Source organism: Kribbella sp. NPDC050820 (assembly GCF_040653975.1).
GTDB lineage: Bacteria > Actinomycetota > Actinomycetes > Propionibacteriales > Kribbellaceae > Kribbella.
The window spans coordinates 20983-35891 of sequence record NZ_JBFAHB010000056.1 but is presented as its reverse complement, the minus strand read 5'-3'; the positions used below and the strand labels follow the sequence as shown (position 1 = coordinate 35891).

General features: G+C 68.1%; 17 protein-coding genes. 6 read left to right on the top strand and 11 right to left on the bottom strand.

Annotated elements, in window-relative coordinates; translation table 11 throughout:
• The first annotated feature begins 21 nt into the window (after window positions 1–21).
• A complete protein-coding gene (locus tag AB0H36_RS34670; RefSeq protein WP_360533572.1) occupies window positions 22–603 on the top strand; it encodes a hypothetical protein in 582 nt (193 codons plus the stop codon).
• On the opposite strand, the gene AB0H36_RS34665 is transcribed toward AB0H36_RS34670, so the two are convergent.
• The 6 genes from AB0H36_RS34665 to AB0H36_RS34640 form a co-directional block, all read right to left on the bottom strand.
• The gene (locus AB0H36_RS34665) at window positions 600–1094 is read right to left on the bottom strand and encodes a DUF1269 domain-containing protein (protein ID WP_360533569.1); all 495 of its coding nucleotides are present in this window, start codon (window positions 1092–1094) and stop codon (window positions 600–602) included. The two genes, AB0H36_RS34670 and AB0H36_RS34665, sit on opposite strands and share 4 nt — an antisense overlap.
• A gap of 350 nt (window positions 1095–1444) precedes the next feature.
• Window positions 1445–2329 (bottom strand): carbohydrate ABC transporter permease, encoded by an 885-nt coding sequence (locus AB0H36_RS34660; protein ID WP_360533566.1) that lies wholly within the window; start codon window positions 2327–2329, stop codon window positions 1445–1447.
• Window positions 2329–3288, bottom strand: a complete 960-nt coding sequence (locus tag AB0H36_RS34655) for a sugar ABC transporter permease (RefSeq protein WP_360533563.1) — start codon at window positions 3286–3288, stop codon at window positions 2329–2331. The genes AB0H36_RS34660 and AB0H36_RS34655 overlap by 1 nt, the downstream gene beginning before the upstream one ends.
• Window positions 3285–4571 (bottom strand): sugar ABC transporter substrate-binding protein, encoded by a 1287-nt coding sequence (locus AB0H36_RS34650; RefSeq protein ID WP_360533560.1) that lies wholly within the window; start codon window positions 4569–4571, stop codon window positions 3285–3287. Before AB0H36_RS34650 ends, AB0H36_RS34655 begins: the two co-directional genes overlap by 4 nt.
• A gap of 264 nt (window positions 4572–4835) precedes the next feature.
• Window positions 4836–6974, bottom strand: a complete 2139-nt coding sequence (locus tag AB0H36_RS34645; RefSeq protein ID WP_360533557.1) for a 3-hydroxyacyl-CoA dehydrogenase NAD-binding domain-containing protein — start codon at window positions 6972–6974, stop codon at window positions 4836–4838.
• Entirely contained in the window at window positions 6971–8191 is a 1221-nt protein-coding gene (locus AB0H36_RS34640) for an acetyl-CoA C-acetyltransferase (RefSeq protein ID WP_360533554.1), read from the bottom strand. Before AB0H36_RS34640 ends, AB0H36_RS34645 begins: the two co-directional genes overlap by 4 nt.
• A 62-nt stretch (window positions 8192–8253) precedes the next feature.
• Here AB0H36_RS34640 and AB0H36_RS34635 point away from each other — a divergent pair, with 62 nt between their 5' ends.
• Window positions 8254–8994 carry a MerR family transcriptional regulator gene (locus AB0H36_RS34635; protein WP_360533551.1) on the top strand — a complete coding sequence of 247 codons (741 nt, stop codon included), beginning with the start codon at window positions 8254–8256 and terminating at the stop codon, window positions 8992–8994.
• Between the two features lie 47 nt (window positions 8995–9041).
• On the opposite strand, the gene AB0H36_RS34630 is transcribed toward AB0H36_RS34635, so the two are convergent.
• The gene (locus AB0H36_RS34630; protein ID WP_360533548.1) at window positions 9042–9782 is read right to left on the bottom strand and encodes a peptidoglycan-binding domain-containing protein; all 741 of its coding nucleotides are present in this window, start codon (window positions 9780–9782) and stop codon (window positions 9042–9044) included.
• Window positions 9783–9941: 159 nt separating this feature from the next.
• Here AB0H36_RS34630 and AB0H36_RS34625 point away from each other — a divergent pair, with 159 nt between their 5' ends.
• Window positions 9942–10931 (top strand): helix-turn-helix domain-containing protein, encoded by a 990-nt coding sequence (locus AB0H36_RS34625; protein ID WP_360533545.1) that lies wholly within the window; start codon window positions 9942–9944, stop codon window positions 10929–10931.
• On the opposite strand, the gene AB0H36_RS34620 is transcribed toward AB0H36_RS34625, so the two are convergent.
• The 4 genes from AB0H36_RS34620 to AB0H36_RS34605 form a co-directional block, all read right to left on the bottom strand.
• Window positions 10921–11190, bottom strand: a complete 270-nt coding sequence (locus AB0H36_RS34620; RefSeq protein WP_360533542.1) for an acylphosphatase — start codon at window positions 11188–11190, stop codon at window positions 10921–10923. The two genes, AB0H36_RS34625 and AB0H36_RS34620, sit on opposite strands and share 11 nt — an antisense overlap.
• Complete coding sequence (locus AB0H36_RS34615; RefSeq protein ID WP_360533539.1) at window positions 11187–11453, bottom strand: DUF6510 family protein; 267 nt, start codon at window positions 11451–11453, stop codon at window positions 11187–11189. The genes AB0H36_RS34620 and AB0H36_RS34615 overlap by 4 nt, the downstream gene beginning before the upstream one ends.
• A 76-nt stretch (window positions 11454–11529) precedes the next feature.
• The gene (locus tag AB0H36_RS34610) at window positions 11530–12282 is read right to left on the bottom strand and encodes a ferredoxin reductase (protein ID WP_360533536.1); all 753 of its coding nucleotides are present in this window, start codon (window positions 12280–12282) and stop codon (window positions 11530–11532) included.
• Complete coding sequence (locus AB0H36_RS34605; RefSeq protein ID WP_360533533.1) at window positions 12252–12848, bottom strand: sulfite oxidase-like oxidoreductase; 597 nt, start codon at window positions 12846–12848, stop codon at window positions 12252–12254. The genes AB0H36_RS34610 and AB0H36_RS34605 overlap by 31 nt, the downstream gene beginning before the upstream one ends.
• 152 nt (window positions 12849–13000) lie before the next feature.
• Here AB0H36_RS34605 and AB0H36_RS34600 point away from each other — a divergent pair, with 152 nt between their 5' ends.
• The 3 genes from AB0H36_RS34600 to AB0H36_RS34590 all read left to right on the top strand — a co-directional run bounded on the left by AB0H36_RS34600 (window position 13001) and on the right by AB0H36_RS34590 (window position 14781).
• Window positions 13001–13129: a hypothetical protein gene (locus tag AB0H36_RS34600; RefSeq protein ID WP_360533530.1), complete on the top strand. Its 129-nt coding sequence runs from the start codon at window positions 13001–13003 to the stop codon at window positions 13127–13129.
• Between the two features lie 151 nt (window positions 13130–13280).
• Window positions 13281–14063, top strand: a complete 783-nt coding sequence (locus AB0H36_RS34595; protein WP_360533527.1) for an ANTAR domain-containing protein — start codon at window positions 13281–13283, stop codon at window positions 14061–14063.
• Complete coding sequence (locus AB0H36_RS34590; protein WP_360533524.1) at window positions 14050–14781, top strand: GAF and ANTAR domain-containing protein; 732 nt, start codon at window positions 14050–14052, stop codon at window positions 14779–14781. Before AB0H36_RS34595 ends, AB0H36_RS34590 begins: the two co-directional genes overlap by 14 nt.
• Window positions 14782–14909 lie beyond the last annotated feature (128 nt).

Sequence of the window (14909 nt, the reverse complement as noted above, 5' to 3'; positions counted from 1 at the left end):
CGCGCCGTGGGAGCATCGAGGATGGTCGAGCCCATCATTCAGCGCGGCATCAAGATCGCCGGCGAGAATCCGATGATCGTTCTGTATCGCCCGGGCAGCGACGACATCGTCGTACTGGTGAGCATGTGGACAGCGCGGTACTCGCCTGTCGGTGCAGGGCGGGCGCTGTTGATCTGGACCGATCCGGACGGGTCGGGACTCGGGTCCGACGCGCCGGTCGGGATGTACGCCGACAACCCGGAGTTGGCCGGGTACGTCTGGGAGCACTTCTATCGCGACTACGACCTGATCCGCGGACGCGGGATCGAGACCGGCCCGCCGGTTCCGGCCCGGTTCGTCGAGGTCTCCGGCGGCGAGCGGTTCCACCGGATCACGTGCGTCGCCGCTGCGACCACGATCGAGCTCGAGTGGCGCGACGTACTCGACTGCTTCGAGGTGCGAACACAACTCACCGGCTTCGACACGTACGCCGTCGCCTGCCCATGCGCCGCAGCCGACGTCCGCGTGAACAGCACCACCGCCCGCGGCGAAATCCACCAACCCGAAGGCTGGTTCGGCAGCTCCGCCGCCTTAGCATTCGCCGAAACCTGGCGCGAGACCTAACCGGCGAACATCTCGCGGAGGGCAGCTTCCTGTTCGGCTGTGAGGTTCGACTGGATGAGTTGTGGCATCTGGAGGCCGGTGGCGGCGAAGGCGGCTCTGACCTTGTCCTGTACGGCGTCGCTCGACAGCAGGAACAGGGCCGACGTACCAGGTGTGACCTGATCGCGCACCGACTTGATGAAGTCGTCGCTGATCCCCACGTCGACCAGCGATCCGGCGATCGCACCTGACGCGGCCCCGATCGCAGCACCGGCGAACGGCATCAGGAAGATCATCCCGAACAACATCCCCCAGAACATGCCGCCGATCGCACCGACTCCGGTCAGATTCCGCACCTGCCGAGTCTTCGGCCGCCTGGCCTCCGGCTGCCACGACACCGACGCGGCATCATGCACCTTGATCAGCCCCTGCTTGGCCAACCCCTCCAAAGTGCCGATCGCCTGATTCGCCCCATTCCACGTACCGAACTTCCACACCGTCAACGTCGCCATCCGCCACCTCCAACTCCCACCCTCCCGGACCACCCCCGCCCTCACCTCATCCCTTGCAGGTGAGGCCTACTCGCCTCGGTCCGCTGACACGAGCGGCAACGTACGGGCGCTCTCCCACAACGTCTCGAACTGGCTCGCGAAGAGCTCGAACCACTGCCCGTCACGATCGGCGCGCAGGCTGAACGACGGATCGCCTCGATGCTCCGGTGCTGATGGGGCCGACCGGCGGGGAGCCTGGTGGACTCCCCGCCGGGGTCTCAGTTGTTCGCCGGAGGCGCCGGGGCGGGTCCACGGATCGCGGTGCCGACGGCGTCGGCCGGAAGAACTGCCGCCGCCGAAGGCGGAGTCCTTCAGTCTTTCAGGCCGGATTGGGTTACTCCTTGAATCAAATAGCGCTGCAGGAACAGGAAGATCAGGACCAGCGGCAGGATGGACACGGCCGCGGCCATGAAGAGTTCGTGGATGTTGATGGTTTGGGCGGTGACGAAGGTGGACATGGCGACCTGGACGGTCCAGGAGGAGGAGTCCTGGCCGATCACCAGGGGCCAGAGGAACGAGTTCCAGTTGCCGATGAAGGTGATCGCAGCGAGCGCCGCGAAGAACGGCAGGGAGTTCGGTACGACGATCCGCCAGAACACCCCGAAGTGCCCGGCCCCGTCCACCCGCGCCGCCTCCTCCAACTCCCGTGGGAAGTTCAGGAAGTACTGCCGGAACAGGAACGCCGCGAACCCACTGAACAGCGTAGGAATGATCAGCCCGCGCAGTGAGCTGACCCAGCCCAGCGACGACACCACGATGAAGCTGGGGATGAACGTGACCGCGGCCGGGATCATCAGCGTGGCGACGATCGCGTAGAACACCTTGTCGGCGTGCCGGTACGGGATCCGGGCCAGGCCGTAGCCGGCCATTGATGCCAGCAGCAACTGTCCGGCCGTGCCGACGATGCCGACGACGGCGGAGTTGTACAGCGAGCGCGCCATCGGCACCTCGGTGTCGTTGAACAGTTCGCTGATGTTGCCCCACTGCAGTTCACGCGGGAACAGCGTCCAGTCCGGCGCGGTGATGTCGGCTTCGGTGGCCAGCGCGTTGCGCAGGATCAGGTAGAACGGCAGCAGGAACAGCACCACCGCCACGACCAGCGCGACCCACCGGAGCGCCAGCCCGACCCGGCCGGCGGTGCTGCGGCTGAAGCCGATCGGCTGCGGGGTTCCCGTCGTACGCTCGGTGACGGCCATCAGTCACTCGCCTTCCCGAATCCGAAGATCCTGTTCTGCAGCAGCGTGACGAGCATGATGATCACCGCCAGGATCAGCGCGCCGGCCGAGCCGTGGCCGAGGTCCTGGATGGACCCGAGCGAGATGCCGTAGAGGTAGACCAGCGGCGGCCGGGCGAAGTTCACGTTGCCGACGAGGTTGTAGAACTCGTCGAACGCCTGATACGCCGCGATCAGGTTCAGGATCAGTACGGCGACCGACGTCGTCCGCAGCTGCGGCAACGTGATGTACCGGAACACCTGCCATCCCGGCCGGGCGCCGTCGACGTACGCCGCCTCGTAGAGCGTCGGCGAGATCCGCTGCAACCCGGCGATGAACAGGATCATGTAGAACCCGAGCTGCAGCCAGAGCCGGACGGTGATGAGCGGGATCCAGTACCACGGCGGGTCGACCGTGGACAGCCAGGCGATGTTCTCGATGCCGAACCAGCCGAGCACGGTGTTCGCGAGACCGAAGCGGACGCCGTTGAAGATCGACAACCGCCAGATCAGCGAGGCGACCACGTACGAGCAGGCGGTCGGCAGGAAGAACACCGACCGGAAGAACGCCCGCGCCACGTTCACCTGGTTGACCAGCAGCGCCAGCCCCAGTGACAGCACGAACGTCAGCGGCACGATGAACACCGCGAAGACCGTGAACGTGCCCAGGCTGGACAGGAACGCCTGGTCGGTCAGCATGTCGATGTAGTTCTGCAGCCCGACGAACTTCGAGGGCGTGACCGTGTTGTAGGCCTCGAAGAAGCTGAGGACCAGGCTCCAGATGATCGGCAGGTACGAGAAGACCAGCAGGCCGAGGAAGAAGGGCCCGACGAAGACCCAGAACCAGCGGGTGTTGCCTGCGATCCCCTGCTTCCGCCGCCGGCCCCGCTGCTCACCAGTGGCAGCGGGGCGCTCCGTCTTCGCGGGAACGGTACTGGTCATCCGAACAGCCGCGTCAGCTCGGTGTTGACGGTCTTCTCGGCTTTGGCGATCTCGGCGGCGGGGTCGGCTCCCTTCCGGATGATGTTGGTGAGCATGTCGTTGAACGCCGTGTTCATCTTCGGCGTCCAGGCCGGGTCGTCGGTGTGACCGTGGTCCTGGGTGAGCTTGACCGTCTCGGCCGCGACGCCGCTCTGCAGCTTGGAGGCCTTGGCGGCGAGACTCTTGCGCGGCGGGATGTGGAAGCCGTAGTTGAGCGACCAGTCCTCCTGGAAGTCCTCCTTGTCGATCCACAGCCACTTGACGTACTTCTTGGCGGCGTCGATGTTCGGGCTCTTCGCGGAGACGAACTGCGTCCAGCCGCCGGAGTACACGGCCGGCTGACCCTGCGCGTCGAGCTTCGGGAACGGGATCACGCCGAGGTCGTCGCCGAGCGCCTTCTGCATCCCCGGCACCGCCCACATACCGATCCACTGCATCGCGACCAGGCCCTGGTTGATCGCTCCCGGGTCCCACCAGTCCGTCGGCGCACCGAGCAGCACGCTCTTGTCGGCGTACAACTGGTGCAGCTTCCCGAAGGCCTGGGCGGCGCGGGCGTCGGTGAATCCGGGCTTGTGGTCCTCGGTCAGGCGGTCGCCACCGGACGACCAGAGGGCCGGCCCGCCCATCGCGAGACCGCCGTCGTTGCCGACGAAGATGCCCTTCATCTTGTTCGTGGTGAGTTCCTTGGCCGCGGCGATCAGGTCGTCGACGGTCTCCGGCGGCTTGATTCCGGCCTTGTCCAGCAGGCTCTTGCGGTAGTAGATGACCTGCGGGTCGACGATCATCCGGATGCCGTAGACCTTGCCGTCGACGGTGTTGGTGGCCAGGTCGCCCGGCTGGAAGTCGTCCTTGACGTCGGCGATGATGTCGTCCAGCGCCACCACCTGGTTGCTCTTCACCATGCCGATGTTGAGCTGGCTCTCGAAGACGTCCGGTCCCTTGTTGGACAGCAGGCCGGACGACAGCTTGCTGCCGTAGTCACCCGGGGTCCACTGCACGGCGACGTTCGCGTCGGTGTACGCCTTGGCGTACTTGAGCGCTGCTTCCTTCGTGCCGGTCTCGCCGTACTGGTGGTACCACTGCGACAGAGTGACCTTGGCTCCGCCGGCGTCTCCCCCGCCGCCGGACGGCCTGCCGGTATTGCTCCCGCACGCGGCGGTGAACGCGGCCAGCGCGGCCAGGCCGCCGGTTCGCTTCAGCAGGTCCCGCCGGGTCAGACCGGCGTTCGGAACGTGAGCAGGCATGCACAAACCACCTTCCAGGAGAGCTGCAGAGAGTTACTTAACGGTGTTAAGCATCTCCGGTTTCGCACACGCTACAACTCCACCGACCGATCGCAACAGAGCTTGGCAGATGACGGTTCGGGTACGGAAACCCGGACCGGCGGCGCCTTTCCCTCGCCAGGTGAATCGTTGGAGAAGTGCCAGCACCATCGCTCAAAAGCGCGTCCGGCGCAAGACCGGACACGCTCTTGTTTGTGCGAGTTTGTTGAATCGAGTTCTTGAGGATCAGCCGAACGTCTCGCCCGCCTCGGCCTTGCGGACCAGCAGCGCCGGCGGCTCGAACCGATCGCCGTACGACGCCGCGAGCTCGCGGGCCCGCTCGACGAAGGCCGGCAGACCGTACGCGTTGACGTACTGCAACGCGCCACCGTACAGCGGCGGGAACCCGATGCCGAAGATCGAGCCGATGTTGGCGTCAGCGACGGAGCGTAGTACGCCCTCGTCGAGACACTTGATCGTCTCCAGCGACATCGCGAACGTCATCCGTTCCTGCAGGTCGACCATCGGTACGGCGTCCCGCGCCCGGTCGAAGTGCTCCCACAGACCCCGCCACAACCGCTTCGGTCCATCGGCCGGGTAGTCGTAGAACCCGGCGCCGGCCGCCTTCCCGCGCCGGTCGAACCCGTTGACCAGCCGATCCGTCACGGCCATCCCCGGATGGTCGTCGAACGCGCCCGCGCTGTCGCCGGCCGCGAGGGCCGCGTCGCGGATCTTCTGCGGCAGCGTCAGCGTGACCTCGTCCAGCATTGCCAGCGGCGGCGCGGGGAAGCCCATCTGGGTCGCGGCCCGCTCGATCGTCACCGGGTCGACGCCTTCGGCAACCATCGCGGCGCCCTCCATCACCAGGGTGCCGAACACCCGCGAGGTGAAGAAGCCCCGGCTGTCGTTGACCACGATCGGCGTCTTCTTGATCTGCCGAACCACGTCGTAGGCCTTGGCGATGGCCCGGTCCGAGGTCTTCTCCCCCACGATCAGCTCGACCAGCGGCATCCGGTCGACCGGCGAGAAGAAGTGCATGCCGATGAAGTCGCCCGGCCGGTCGATCCCGCCGGCCAGCGAGGTGATCGGCAGCGTCGACGTGTTCGAGCAGAGCAACGCGTCCGGCTCGACCACGCCGGCGATCTCGGCGAAGACCTTCTGCTTGAGCTCCTCGCTCTCGAACACGGCCTCGATCACCAGGTCGCAGCCGGCCAGGTCGTTCGGGTCCGCGGTCGGCGTGATCAGGCTGAGGAACTCCTCCACCTCGCCCGCGGTCTTCCGGCCCTTCTGCACCTGCTTGGCGAGCAGCTTCTCGGAGTACTCCTTGCCGCGAGCGGCCGCCTCGAGCGAGACGTCCTTCAGGACCACCTCGATCCCGGCCTTCGCGCACACGTACGCGATCCCGGCGCCCATCATGCCCGCGCCGAGCACCCCGACCTTGCGGGCCGAGTACTTCGGTACGCCGTCCGGCCGCGAGGCGCCGGCGTTGATCGACTGCAGGTCGAAGAAGAACGCCTGGATCATGTTCTTCGCGATCTGCCCGGTCGCCAGCGACACGAAGTACCGGGACTCGATCCGCGAGGCGGTGTCGAAGTCGACCTGGCTGCCCTCGACCGCGGCGCTCATGATCGCCCGCGGCGCCGGGTACGGCGCGCCCTTCAGCTCCTTGCGCAGGTTCGCCGGGAAGGCCGGCAGGAACGCGGCCAGCTTCGGCGAGGCCGGTGTGCCGCCGGGGATCTTGTATCCGTCGCGATCCCAGGGCTGCTTGGCGTCGCCGTCGTACGACGCGATCCACCGGTAGGCCGCCTCGAGCAAGTCGTCGGCCGGGACGACCTCGTCGACGATCCCGACCTTGAGGGCATGCGCGGGCTTCATCCGCTGGCCCTGCAGCAGGACCTTCATCAGCGCGTCCTGCAGGCCGAGCATCCGGACCGTGCGGGTCACGCCGCCGCCACCGGGCAGCAGACCGAGCGTCACCTCGGGGACGCCGAGCTCGATCCGGTTGTCGTCGGCAACGATGCGGTGGTGGCAGGCGAGTGCGATCTCGAGCCCGCCGCCGAGCGCGCTGCCGTTGATCGCGGCAACCACCGGGACGCCGAGGGTCTCCAGCAATCGCAACTGCCGCTTGACCTCTTCGATGGTCTCGAAAACCTCGGCCGCGTTCTCCGGCTGGATCTTCGACAGCATCTGCAGGTTGCCGCCGGCAAAGAAGGTCGGCTTGGCGCTGGTGATCACGACACCCTTGAGTGTGTCCTTCTCGCCGCGCAGCCGGTCGACGGTCTCCCCCATCGCGGCGACGTAGGCCTCGTTCATCGTGTTCGCCGAGGCCGACGGGTCGTCGATCGTCAGCGTGACGACACCTTCGGCGTTGTTCCAGGAGATCATGCCGCGAGCCTCTCGATGATGGTTGCGACGCCCATGCCGCCGCCGACGCACAGGGTGGCCAGGCCGTACCGGAGCTCACGCCGCTCCAACTCGTCCAGCAGGGTTCCGACCAGCATCGCGCCGGTGGCGCCGAGCGGGTGGCCGAGCGCGATCGCGCCGCCGTTCACGTTCACCTTCTCGTGCGGTACGCCGAGATCCTTCATGAAGTGCAGTACGGCGGCCGCGAACGCCTCGTTCATCTCGAACAGGTCGATGTCGCCGACCGCGAGCCCCGCCTTGGCCAGCGCCTTGCGGGCCGCCGGCGCCGGACCGGTCAGCATGATGGTCGGGTCGGCCCCGCTGACCCCGGTCGCGACGACCCGGCCGCGCGGCGCCTGGCCGAGCGCCTCGCCGGCCTGCTCATTGCCGATGGCAACCAGGGCGGCGCCGTCCACGATGCCGGACGAGTTGCCCGCGTGGTGGACGTGCTCGATTCGCTCCACCGTCACGTACTTCTCCAGCGCGACCGCGTCGAAGCCGCCGTGCTCGCCGATGGCCGCGAACGACGGACGCAGGCCGGCCAGCCTCTCGACCGTCGTACCAGGACGGACCAGTTGGTCGTGGTCGAGGATCTGCAGTCCGTTGCGGTCGCTGACCGGGACGACCGAGCGGGCGAAGTAGCCGTTGGCCCAGGCCTTGGCGGCCCGTGCGTGCGACTCAGCGGCGTACGCGTCGACGTCGGTGCGGGAGAAGCCGTCCAGGGTCGCGATTAGGTCCGCGCTGATGCCCTGCGGGATGAAGTTCGTCTGCAGCGCGGTCTCGGGGTCCATCGCCCAGGCGCCGCCGTCGGAGGCCATCGGGACGCGTGACATCGACTCGACGCCGCCGGCCAGGATGAAGTCCTCCCAGCCGGAGCGCACTCGCTGAGCCGCTTGATTGACTGCCTCCAGGCCGGACGCGCAGAAGCGGTTGAGCTGCACGCCGCCGGTCGTCTCCGGGTAGCCGGCCGCGAGCACCGCCGTACGAGCGATGTCCATGCCCTGGTCGCCGATCGGCGTGACGACGCCGAGGACGACGTCGTCGATCGCGGCCGGGTCGAGGTCCGGATGCCGATTCCGCAACTCGTGCAGCAGGCCGGTGATCAGCTGGATCGGCTTGACCTCGTACAGCGCGCCGGTCGGTTTGCCCTTGCCACGCGGAGTCCGGATCGCGTCGTACAGGAACGCTTGACTGGTCATGCTCCAGATTGTGACAGTTATGGTGTCACGATGGTCAAGTAGGGGTCGTTATGATCTCCGCCATGTCGGAAGTCGCGGGGGACGAAGCGACCCTGACCGTCGACGAGTTGTCGACGCGGGTCGGAATGACGGTACGGACGTTGCGGTTCTACGCCGGGCGTGGGTTGATCCCGCCGCCGATCCGGCGTGGGCGGGTCGGGTACTACGGTCCGGAGCACATCGCGCGGCTCGACCTGGTGCGGGAGTTGCAGGCGCACGGGTTCACGCTGTCGGCGATCGAGGGCTATCTGGACCGCATCCCGGCCGACGCGACGCCGCAGGACATCGCGCTGCACCGGACGCTGCTGACCCCGTGGATGCGGGACCTGCCGGAGACGCTTGACCGGGCGACCTTGGTACGGCGTACCGGCCGCGAGCTCACCGACGACGACATCGAGATGCTGGTCGCGCTCGGCGTGGTCGAGCCGACGCCCGACGAGGACGTGTTCCAGGTCGCGACCGCGCACCTGAGTCTCGGGGTCGAGCTGCTCGATCTGGACCTGCCGGTCGAGGCGGTGCAGGCAGCCGGCCGGATCTTCACCGAGCACGGCCGCGCGATCGCCGAGGAGCTGACCGAGGTCTTCCGGACGAAGGTCTGGCCCCACTACCGCGACTCCGGCGGCCCCCCGGAACACATCCAGCAACTCGTCGAACGCTTCAAACCCGTCACCATCCAAGGCCTGGTCCTGGCCTACGAACGAGCCGTCGGCGAAACCCAACGAGACACCATCAGGCGCACGGGCACCAAACCACCAAGGCGTTGAGTACCACGCGGCCGGAGCACCTCGTGCGAGGGCTCCGGCCGGGTGGGTCAGAACTTGCCCGCGTTGAGGGCTTCCTGGAGTTTGCGGGTGGTTGCGCTGCCCCAGGTTCCGTCGACGCCGGCGCCGACCTTCGCCTGCAACGCCTTGACGGTGATCGGACCGATCCCGCCGTCCGGAGTGACGCCGAGGTACTTCTGCAGCGCCTTCTTCGTCTGCGGACCGAACTTGCCGTCCACCGCCAGGCCGGATCCGTGCTTGTTGAGCGCTGTCTGCAGCGCGGCGTACGTCTTCGGGCCGAGTTGGCCGTCGACCACGAGCTTCCCGCCGCCGGGCTGAGGCCCGATCACGCCGGTTCCGGAGAACGGGTTGTAGGACCCGATCGAACGGCTGCACCAGTCCGACCGGATCGAGACGTGCAGGTGCTGGTCGGAGTGCGATCGCTCCCGCCAGTCCCGGCGGGCCGAGAACTGTTTGCCGCCGAAGTTCAGGTACTTGACCCACGGCGCCTTGCCCGCCTTCGCGTCGGCGAGTAGCCGGGCGCCCAGGCCGGGGGCATTCTGCAGGTCGATCGCCGTCACGACGTACCCGGGCAGCTTGCCCGGCCACGCATCGATCGTGAACGGCGTGTGGTCCTCAGGGGTCGCATCGGTCAGATGACCCTTGTCTCCAAGAGTGCCGAGCACCTTCACGCCATGCTTGCGCGCGAGCGCCTCCAGCTCCGCGATCGGTGTGGCCTTCTTCCACGGTTTCCCCGCTGCAACCCAGTCGCGGTACGCCTTTGTCGCCATTGGTTCTTCCCTTCGCCGGTCACTGTTTCCGCAGACCGTAGGCAGTTCCGGCGCGCCGCGACGCAGACTTCAACCCTGTTTGAAGTAACCGTTGGCCGCGGGGGTACGGCGTCGTACGATCGCTGCACGCCATGGTCGGCAAGTCACTCGGGGGTCGAGATGCTGCGCGTCCATTTCTCTGCGGGCGATCTCGGTCGCGTCCGGATCGCACCCGGTGTCGACCCACTGTGGGAGACCGTGTTGAGTCTGCAGCGGCTGCAGACCAGGTCTGGGGCGCTGGTGTTCGACGGGTGGTTGCGGGCGACGCGCCGGCGGCTCACCGATCGGCGGCAGCGCAACCTCGTCCATGTGCTCTCGTCGATCGCCCCGCGGCAGCGGTACTTCCCGGACTTCCTCACCCCGGCCGAGTCCCGCGACGGCTTCGAGTCCGGGATGGACGCCGTACTGTCCACCCCGCGGCCAAGGCTCACCGCCGAACTGGAGAAGGTCTGCCGGTACGGCGGCCGGCCGATGCCGCCGTGGATGAGCCGGATCGCGCGGTCCGAACGCCACGCGATGAGTTCACTCGGGACGATGCTCGCCGCCTACTACCGCGCTGCGATCGTGCCCCACCTGGCCCAGGTCGAACAAGCTGTTGCGGCGGACCGGGCCGTTCGCTCCCAGGCGATCACGGCGAACGGCGCCGAGGGGCTGTTCGCGTCGCTCGGTCCGGACGCGGTCTGGGATGCGAACGTCCTGCAACTGCCCTATCCGTGTGAGGTCGACATCCGGCTGGACGGTCGCGGCGTGACGTTCGTGCCGTCGTACTTCTGCTGGGGCAAGCCGGTCGCGCTCTCCGACAAGAAGCTGCCGCCGGTCGTCGTCTACCCGATCGAGCATCCGGTCGACGCGTGGCACACCTGTGGACACGCCGACCGGCGCCTGGGCTCGCTGCTGGGCCGGACCCGGGCCGAGATGCTGTGGCGCATCGCCGACGGCGCGAGCAGCAGCGAACTGGCCGCGGCTCTCGACGTGACCCCGGGTGCCGTGACGCACCACACCGCCGTACTGCGGGAGGCCGGGATCATCGTGACGACCCGCGACGGACGGTTCGTGCGGCACGCGATCACGCCACTCGGCGCGGCGCTGCTCCGGGGGTTCATAAGGTGATGTCGAAGGTCGTTCGGCCGCTGGGTGGTTCTTCGGTTACGTCGATGTGGTTGACGGTGGCGTACGGCGGGCCGTGGGCGGACCAGTCGATCATTCGCCGGACGGCGTCCTCGGGGCCCTCGAACAGCGCCTCGACAGTGCCGTCGGGCCGGTTGCGGACCCAGCCGGCGACTCCTGCCGAGCGGGCTTCGCGGCGGCAGGAGTCGCGGAAGAACACGCCCTGGACGCGTCCGTGGACGACGACCCGACGGCAGATCACTCGTTCGGCACCTTGAGGTACGTGAGGCCGCGCAGGTCGAGGTAGGTGTCGGTCGGGGTGGTCACGACGCGCAGCAGCACGCTGTCGCAGCCGGTGCAGCGGGCGACGAGTCCGGGCGCGTCGACGTACAGCCTGGTGTCGGCGAACACGCCGGTCTGGCCGCAGCCGGCACAGCGGGCGATCGCGGCGGTGATGTCGACCGCGAACAGCTGACTCATGGCGCCGGCAGCCGCATTGCCGTCAAGGTGGGTCGCCTCACTCATCGTCGTCCTCGCTTCGCTGCGGGCGCCGATGAGGCACCGGGCACACTGTGCTTGATGGTGAACTCGCTTCGCTCCTTCACGATGAGCCTCCTGTCGGTCCGAAACGTTCGGTTCGCACTCGGGCCGGATCGTGGCCGGCCGCGACCAGCAGGTCCGCGGCCGCCTCCACGAACGGCGTCGGCCCGCAGACGTAGGTTGTCGGGTTCTCGGCCGGCGTGAACGCGAGCCGCTCGATCACCTGGGCGTCGATCCGCCCGACCCGCGGCTCACCCTCCGGCGCCTCCCGCGTGTAGACGAGACTCACATGGACGTGGTCCGCCGCGGCATGGTGTTTCAGGTCGTCCACGTAGATCACCGAGCCAGGACGCCGCACCGAGTAGATCAGGCGGACCGGCGCCGTACTGGCCGCGGCGGCGTGGGCGCGCAGGATCGCCATCAGCGGGACGATCCCCGATCCCCCGCCGATCAGCTGCACCGGCCCTTCCTGCTCCGGCTTCCACACGAACCAGCCGCCGACCGGTCCACGGATCTCCAGCTGGTCGCCGGGCTTCACGACCTCGACCAGGTACGGCGAGACCTCGCCGTCCGGCACCACCTCGACGGTCAACTCGATCGTGCCACCGGCCCACGCAGACCCGATCGAGTACGACCGGGAGGCGCGGTACCCGTCCGGCGCGGTCAGCCGGACGTCGAGGTGCTGCCCGGCCTGGTGTCCGGGCCAGTCCGGTACGTCGAGGACCAGCGTGCGAGCCGACTCGGTCTCCCGCCGTACCTCTGTGACCGTGGCAACCTGCCAGGTCAGTCGCCGGCGTATCGCTGTTCTTTCCATGGATCTCCGTACTCGTGGTAGCCGGCGGTCTCCCAGAAACCGAGGTCCTCGGTGTCGGACAGGACCAGCCCGCGGACCCACTTGGCGCTCTTCCAGAAGTACAGGTGCGGTACGAGCAGCCGGGCCGGGCCGCCGTGCTCGGCCGGCAGCGGGTCACCGTCGTACTCGTAGGCGATCCAGGCCTGGCCGTCGAGCAGGTCCTCGAGCGGCAGGTTGGTGGTGTAGCCGCCGTAGCTGTGCGCGAGCGCGAAGTCGGCCCCGGTCTCGACGTCGGCCAGCAGGGTGTCGAGCGAGACGCCCTTCCAGGCCGTCTCGAGCTTGGACCACCTGGTCACGCAGTGGATGTCCTTCGTGATCTCCTCGGCCGGCAGCCCGAGCAGCCCGGCCCAGTCCCAGCGGTGCTTCTCGCCCGACTCGGTCGTGACCGTGAACTCCCAGTGCTCGGTCAGGATGTGCGGCGTCGGCCCGGCCGACAGCACCGGAAAGTCCTCGGTCAGGTACTGCCCCGGCGGAACCTGCGCTCCACCCCGCCGTCGTCCGGCGAATCCCTCCGAAACGATCCCCATCACGACCTCCCCTCTTCGCCTACAGCGCAGTCAATCACGGCCACGCCGGATTCGGCCCGTCCCGGGCCCGACTTGCATAGACTGCTCCTTGCCGTCGCTGCCCCGGCCCCTGGCGGCTCCCTCGACGGAAGCAGCCCGGGAGGCGTCCCCTGATGAGTGAGTGGTTCGCGCTGCGACCGGTGCACGAGCCGAAGTCGCGGGAGCCGGAAATCAGGAGGCGCCCGCCGCCCGAGCCCGACCCGGAGCCGGTGCCGGCTGAGGAGGCGGCCGACGACGAGTGACGATGTCGGCCTCTGGGTACCGGACCTATCGGGCTGTGGTTCGAAACGGGGTGTGAACGGATCGCAGCGAGAGTCCTGGGTGTGGTCCTGCGTGCGGATGAGCGGGGTTTCAGCGGTCGGGCCGCTAGGGTGGAGTATCCGTATCCGCCCGGTGGCGGCAACATTCTGGACGGAGTGGGTGGACCAAGACCGCAAGGCCCGGATCTGGGCGGCGATCGACGCCGTTGCCGAGCGTGAGAAGGCATCGCCGTCGCTGCAGCACGCAGTACTTGCCTGCACCCAGGTTCTGTCTGCGACGGGCGCCGGATTGTCCATGATCCGTGACGGCGGCGGGTTGGAGCCGGTGCTCGCCACCGGACCCCTGATCGGCGAGCTCGACGAGCTGCAGTCGACCCTGGGGGAAGGGCCGGGCTGCGACGCCGTCGTGGCCGGCGCGCCGGTCCTGTACGCCGATCTGAGCGGCGCCGAGGCAGGCTGGCGCTGGCCGGCTTTCGCACCTGTCGCTGCCGAGCGGGACGTGTGCGGCGTGTTCGCCTTCCTGGTCGGCGCAGGCGCTGCCAGGCTCGGCGTACTGAACGTGTACCGGCGCCAGGCAGAACCGCTGCGACCCGACGAGCTCCAGGATGCGCTGGTCTTCGCTGACGCGCTGTTCGTCCTAGCTCTGGACGAACAGCGCGGCCTCAGCGCGGACCTGCACGCGGTCATCGACACCGCGTTCGTCACCCGCCGGGCTGAGGTCCACCAGGCGGCCGGAATGGTCGCGGCGCAACAGAAAATCACCGTCACCGATGCGCTCGCACGACTGCGGGCGCACGCTTACAGCCAAGGGGATCCGTTGCACCTGATCGCCGCTGACGTCATGGCCGGGCGGCTGCGCCTGGCGAGCGATCCCGACGACGGAACGAATATGAGGAGGAGCGATGGGCGCGACTGACCGGCGGGTGCGGGAGGTGTTCATCGAGCTGACCGACACCCTCGTCGACGACTTCGACATCATCGACTTCCTGGACCGGCTCGCGGGGCGTTGCAGCGAGCTCCTCGGTGTGACCGCCTGCGGCATCCTGCTGGTCGACCACCACGGCGCACTGAACCTGGTCGCGGCGTCCAGCGAGCAGGCCCGGCTGGTGGAGCTGAGCCAGCTGCAGAACTCCGAAGGGCCATGCCTGGACACGTTCGCCACCGGAGAGCCTGTGCAGCGCGCCGACCTGCGCGACGACGACCCGCGCTGGCCGCGGTTCACCGCGGCGGCGATCCGGGCCGGCTACCGGTCAGTACATGCGGTGCCGATGCGCCTGCGCGACGTCGTGCTGGGCGCCGTGAACCTGTTCGGCGACGACGCGGGACCGCTGGACCCGGACACGCTCGCGCTCGCCCGGGCACTGGCGGATGCGGCGAGCATCGGGATCGTTCACCAACGCGCCATGTTCCGTCAGGAGGTCGTCACCGAGCAGCTGCAGACCGCCCTGAACAGCCGGATCCTGATCGAGCAGGCCAAGGGGTACCTCACCCACAGCCTCGGTATTGGCATCGATGCAGCCTTCGCAACACTCCGCAGATACGCGCGGGACCACAACCGTCGCCTGACCGAGGTTGCCCAGGACGTCGTCGACGGCCGCATCTCGTTGTCCGCTCCGGACACGCCAGGCACCTGATGTTTACGGAGTGCGACAGATCTGGCGTTCGCCCGGTCTGAGGGTTACTCTGAGCGAGCCTGTTCAGGCCTGCCCCAGACCCCGGCAGCCGACGGTGCCGCACGTCGGAGGGGTCGCGCGGCGCAGGG

What these genes read in the sequence shown, in the direction of transcription:
- AB0H36_RS34600 (WP_360533530.1), top strand. Translation starts at nt 13,001, where the DNA reads ATGAGTGAGTGGTTCGCGCTGCGACCGGTGCACGAGCCGAAGTCGCGG.
- AB0H36_RS34610 (WP_360533536.1), bottom strand. Translation starts at nt 12,282, where the DNA reads ATGGAAAGAACAGCGATACGCCGGCGACTGACCTGGCAGGTTGCCACG.
- AB0H36_RS34670 (WP_360533572.1), top strand. Translation starts at nt 22, where the DNA reads ATGGTCGAGCCCATCATTCAGCGCGGCATCAAGATCGCCGGCGAGAAT.
- AB0H36_RS34655 (WP_360533563.1), bottom strand. Translation starts at nt 3,288, where the DNA reads ATGACCAGTACCGTTCCCGCGAAGACGGAGCGCCCCGCTGCCACTGGT.
- AB0H36_RS34630 (WP_360533548.1), bottom strand. Translation starts at nt 9,782, where the DNA reads ATGGCGACAAAGGCGTACCGCGACTGGGTTGCAGCGGGGAAACCGTGG.
- AB0H36_RS34625 (WP_360533545.1), top strand. Translation starts at nt 9,942, where the DNA reads ATGCTGCGCGTCCATTTCTCTGCGGGCGATCTCGGTCGCGTCCGGATC.
- AB0H36_RS34645 (WP_360533557.1), bottom strand. Translation starts at nt 6,974, where the DNA reads ATGATCTCCTGGAACAACGCCGAAGGTGTCGTCACGCTGACGATCGAC.
- AB0H36_RS34590 (WP_360533524.1), top strand. Translation starts at nt 14,050, where the DNA reads ATGGGCGCGACTGACCGGCGGGTGCGGGAGGTGTTCATCGAGCTGACC.
- AB0H36_RS34665 (WP_360533569.1), bottom strand. Translation starts at nt 1,094, where the DNA reads ATGGCGACGTTGACGGTGTGGAAGTTCGGTACGTGGAATGGGGCGAAT.
- AB0H36_RS34660 (WP_360533566.1), bottom strand. Translation starts at nt 2,329, where the DNA reads ATGGCCGTCACCGAGCGTACGACGGGAACCCCGCAGCCGATCGGCTTC.
- AB0H36_RS34650 (WP_360533560.1), bottom strand. Translation starts at nt 4,571, where the DNA reads ATGCCTGCTCACGTTCCGAACGCCGGTCTGACCCGGCGGGACCTGCTG.
- AB0H36_RS34615 (WP_360533539.1), bottom strand. Translation starts at nt 11,453, where the DNA reads ATGAGTGAGGCGACCCACCTTGACGGCAATGCGGCTGCCGGCGCCATG.
- AB0H36_RS34640 (WP_360533554.1), bottom strand. Translation starts at nt 8,191, where the DNA reads ATGACCAGTCAAGCGTTCCTGTACGACGCGATCCGGACTCCGCGTGGC.
- AB0H36_RS34635 (WP_360533551.1), top strand. Translation starts at nt 8,254, where the DNA reads ATGTCGGAAGTCGCGGGGGACGAAGCGACCCTGACCGTCGACGAGTTG.
- AB0H36_RS34605 (WP_360533533.1), bottom strand. Translation starts at nt 12,848, where the DNA reads ATGGGGATCGTTTCGGAGGGATTCGCCGGACGACGGCGGGGTGGAGCG.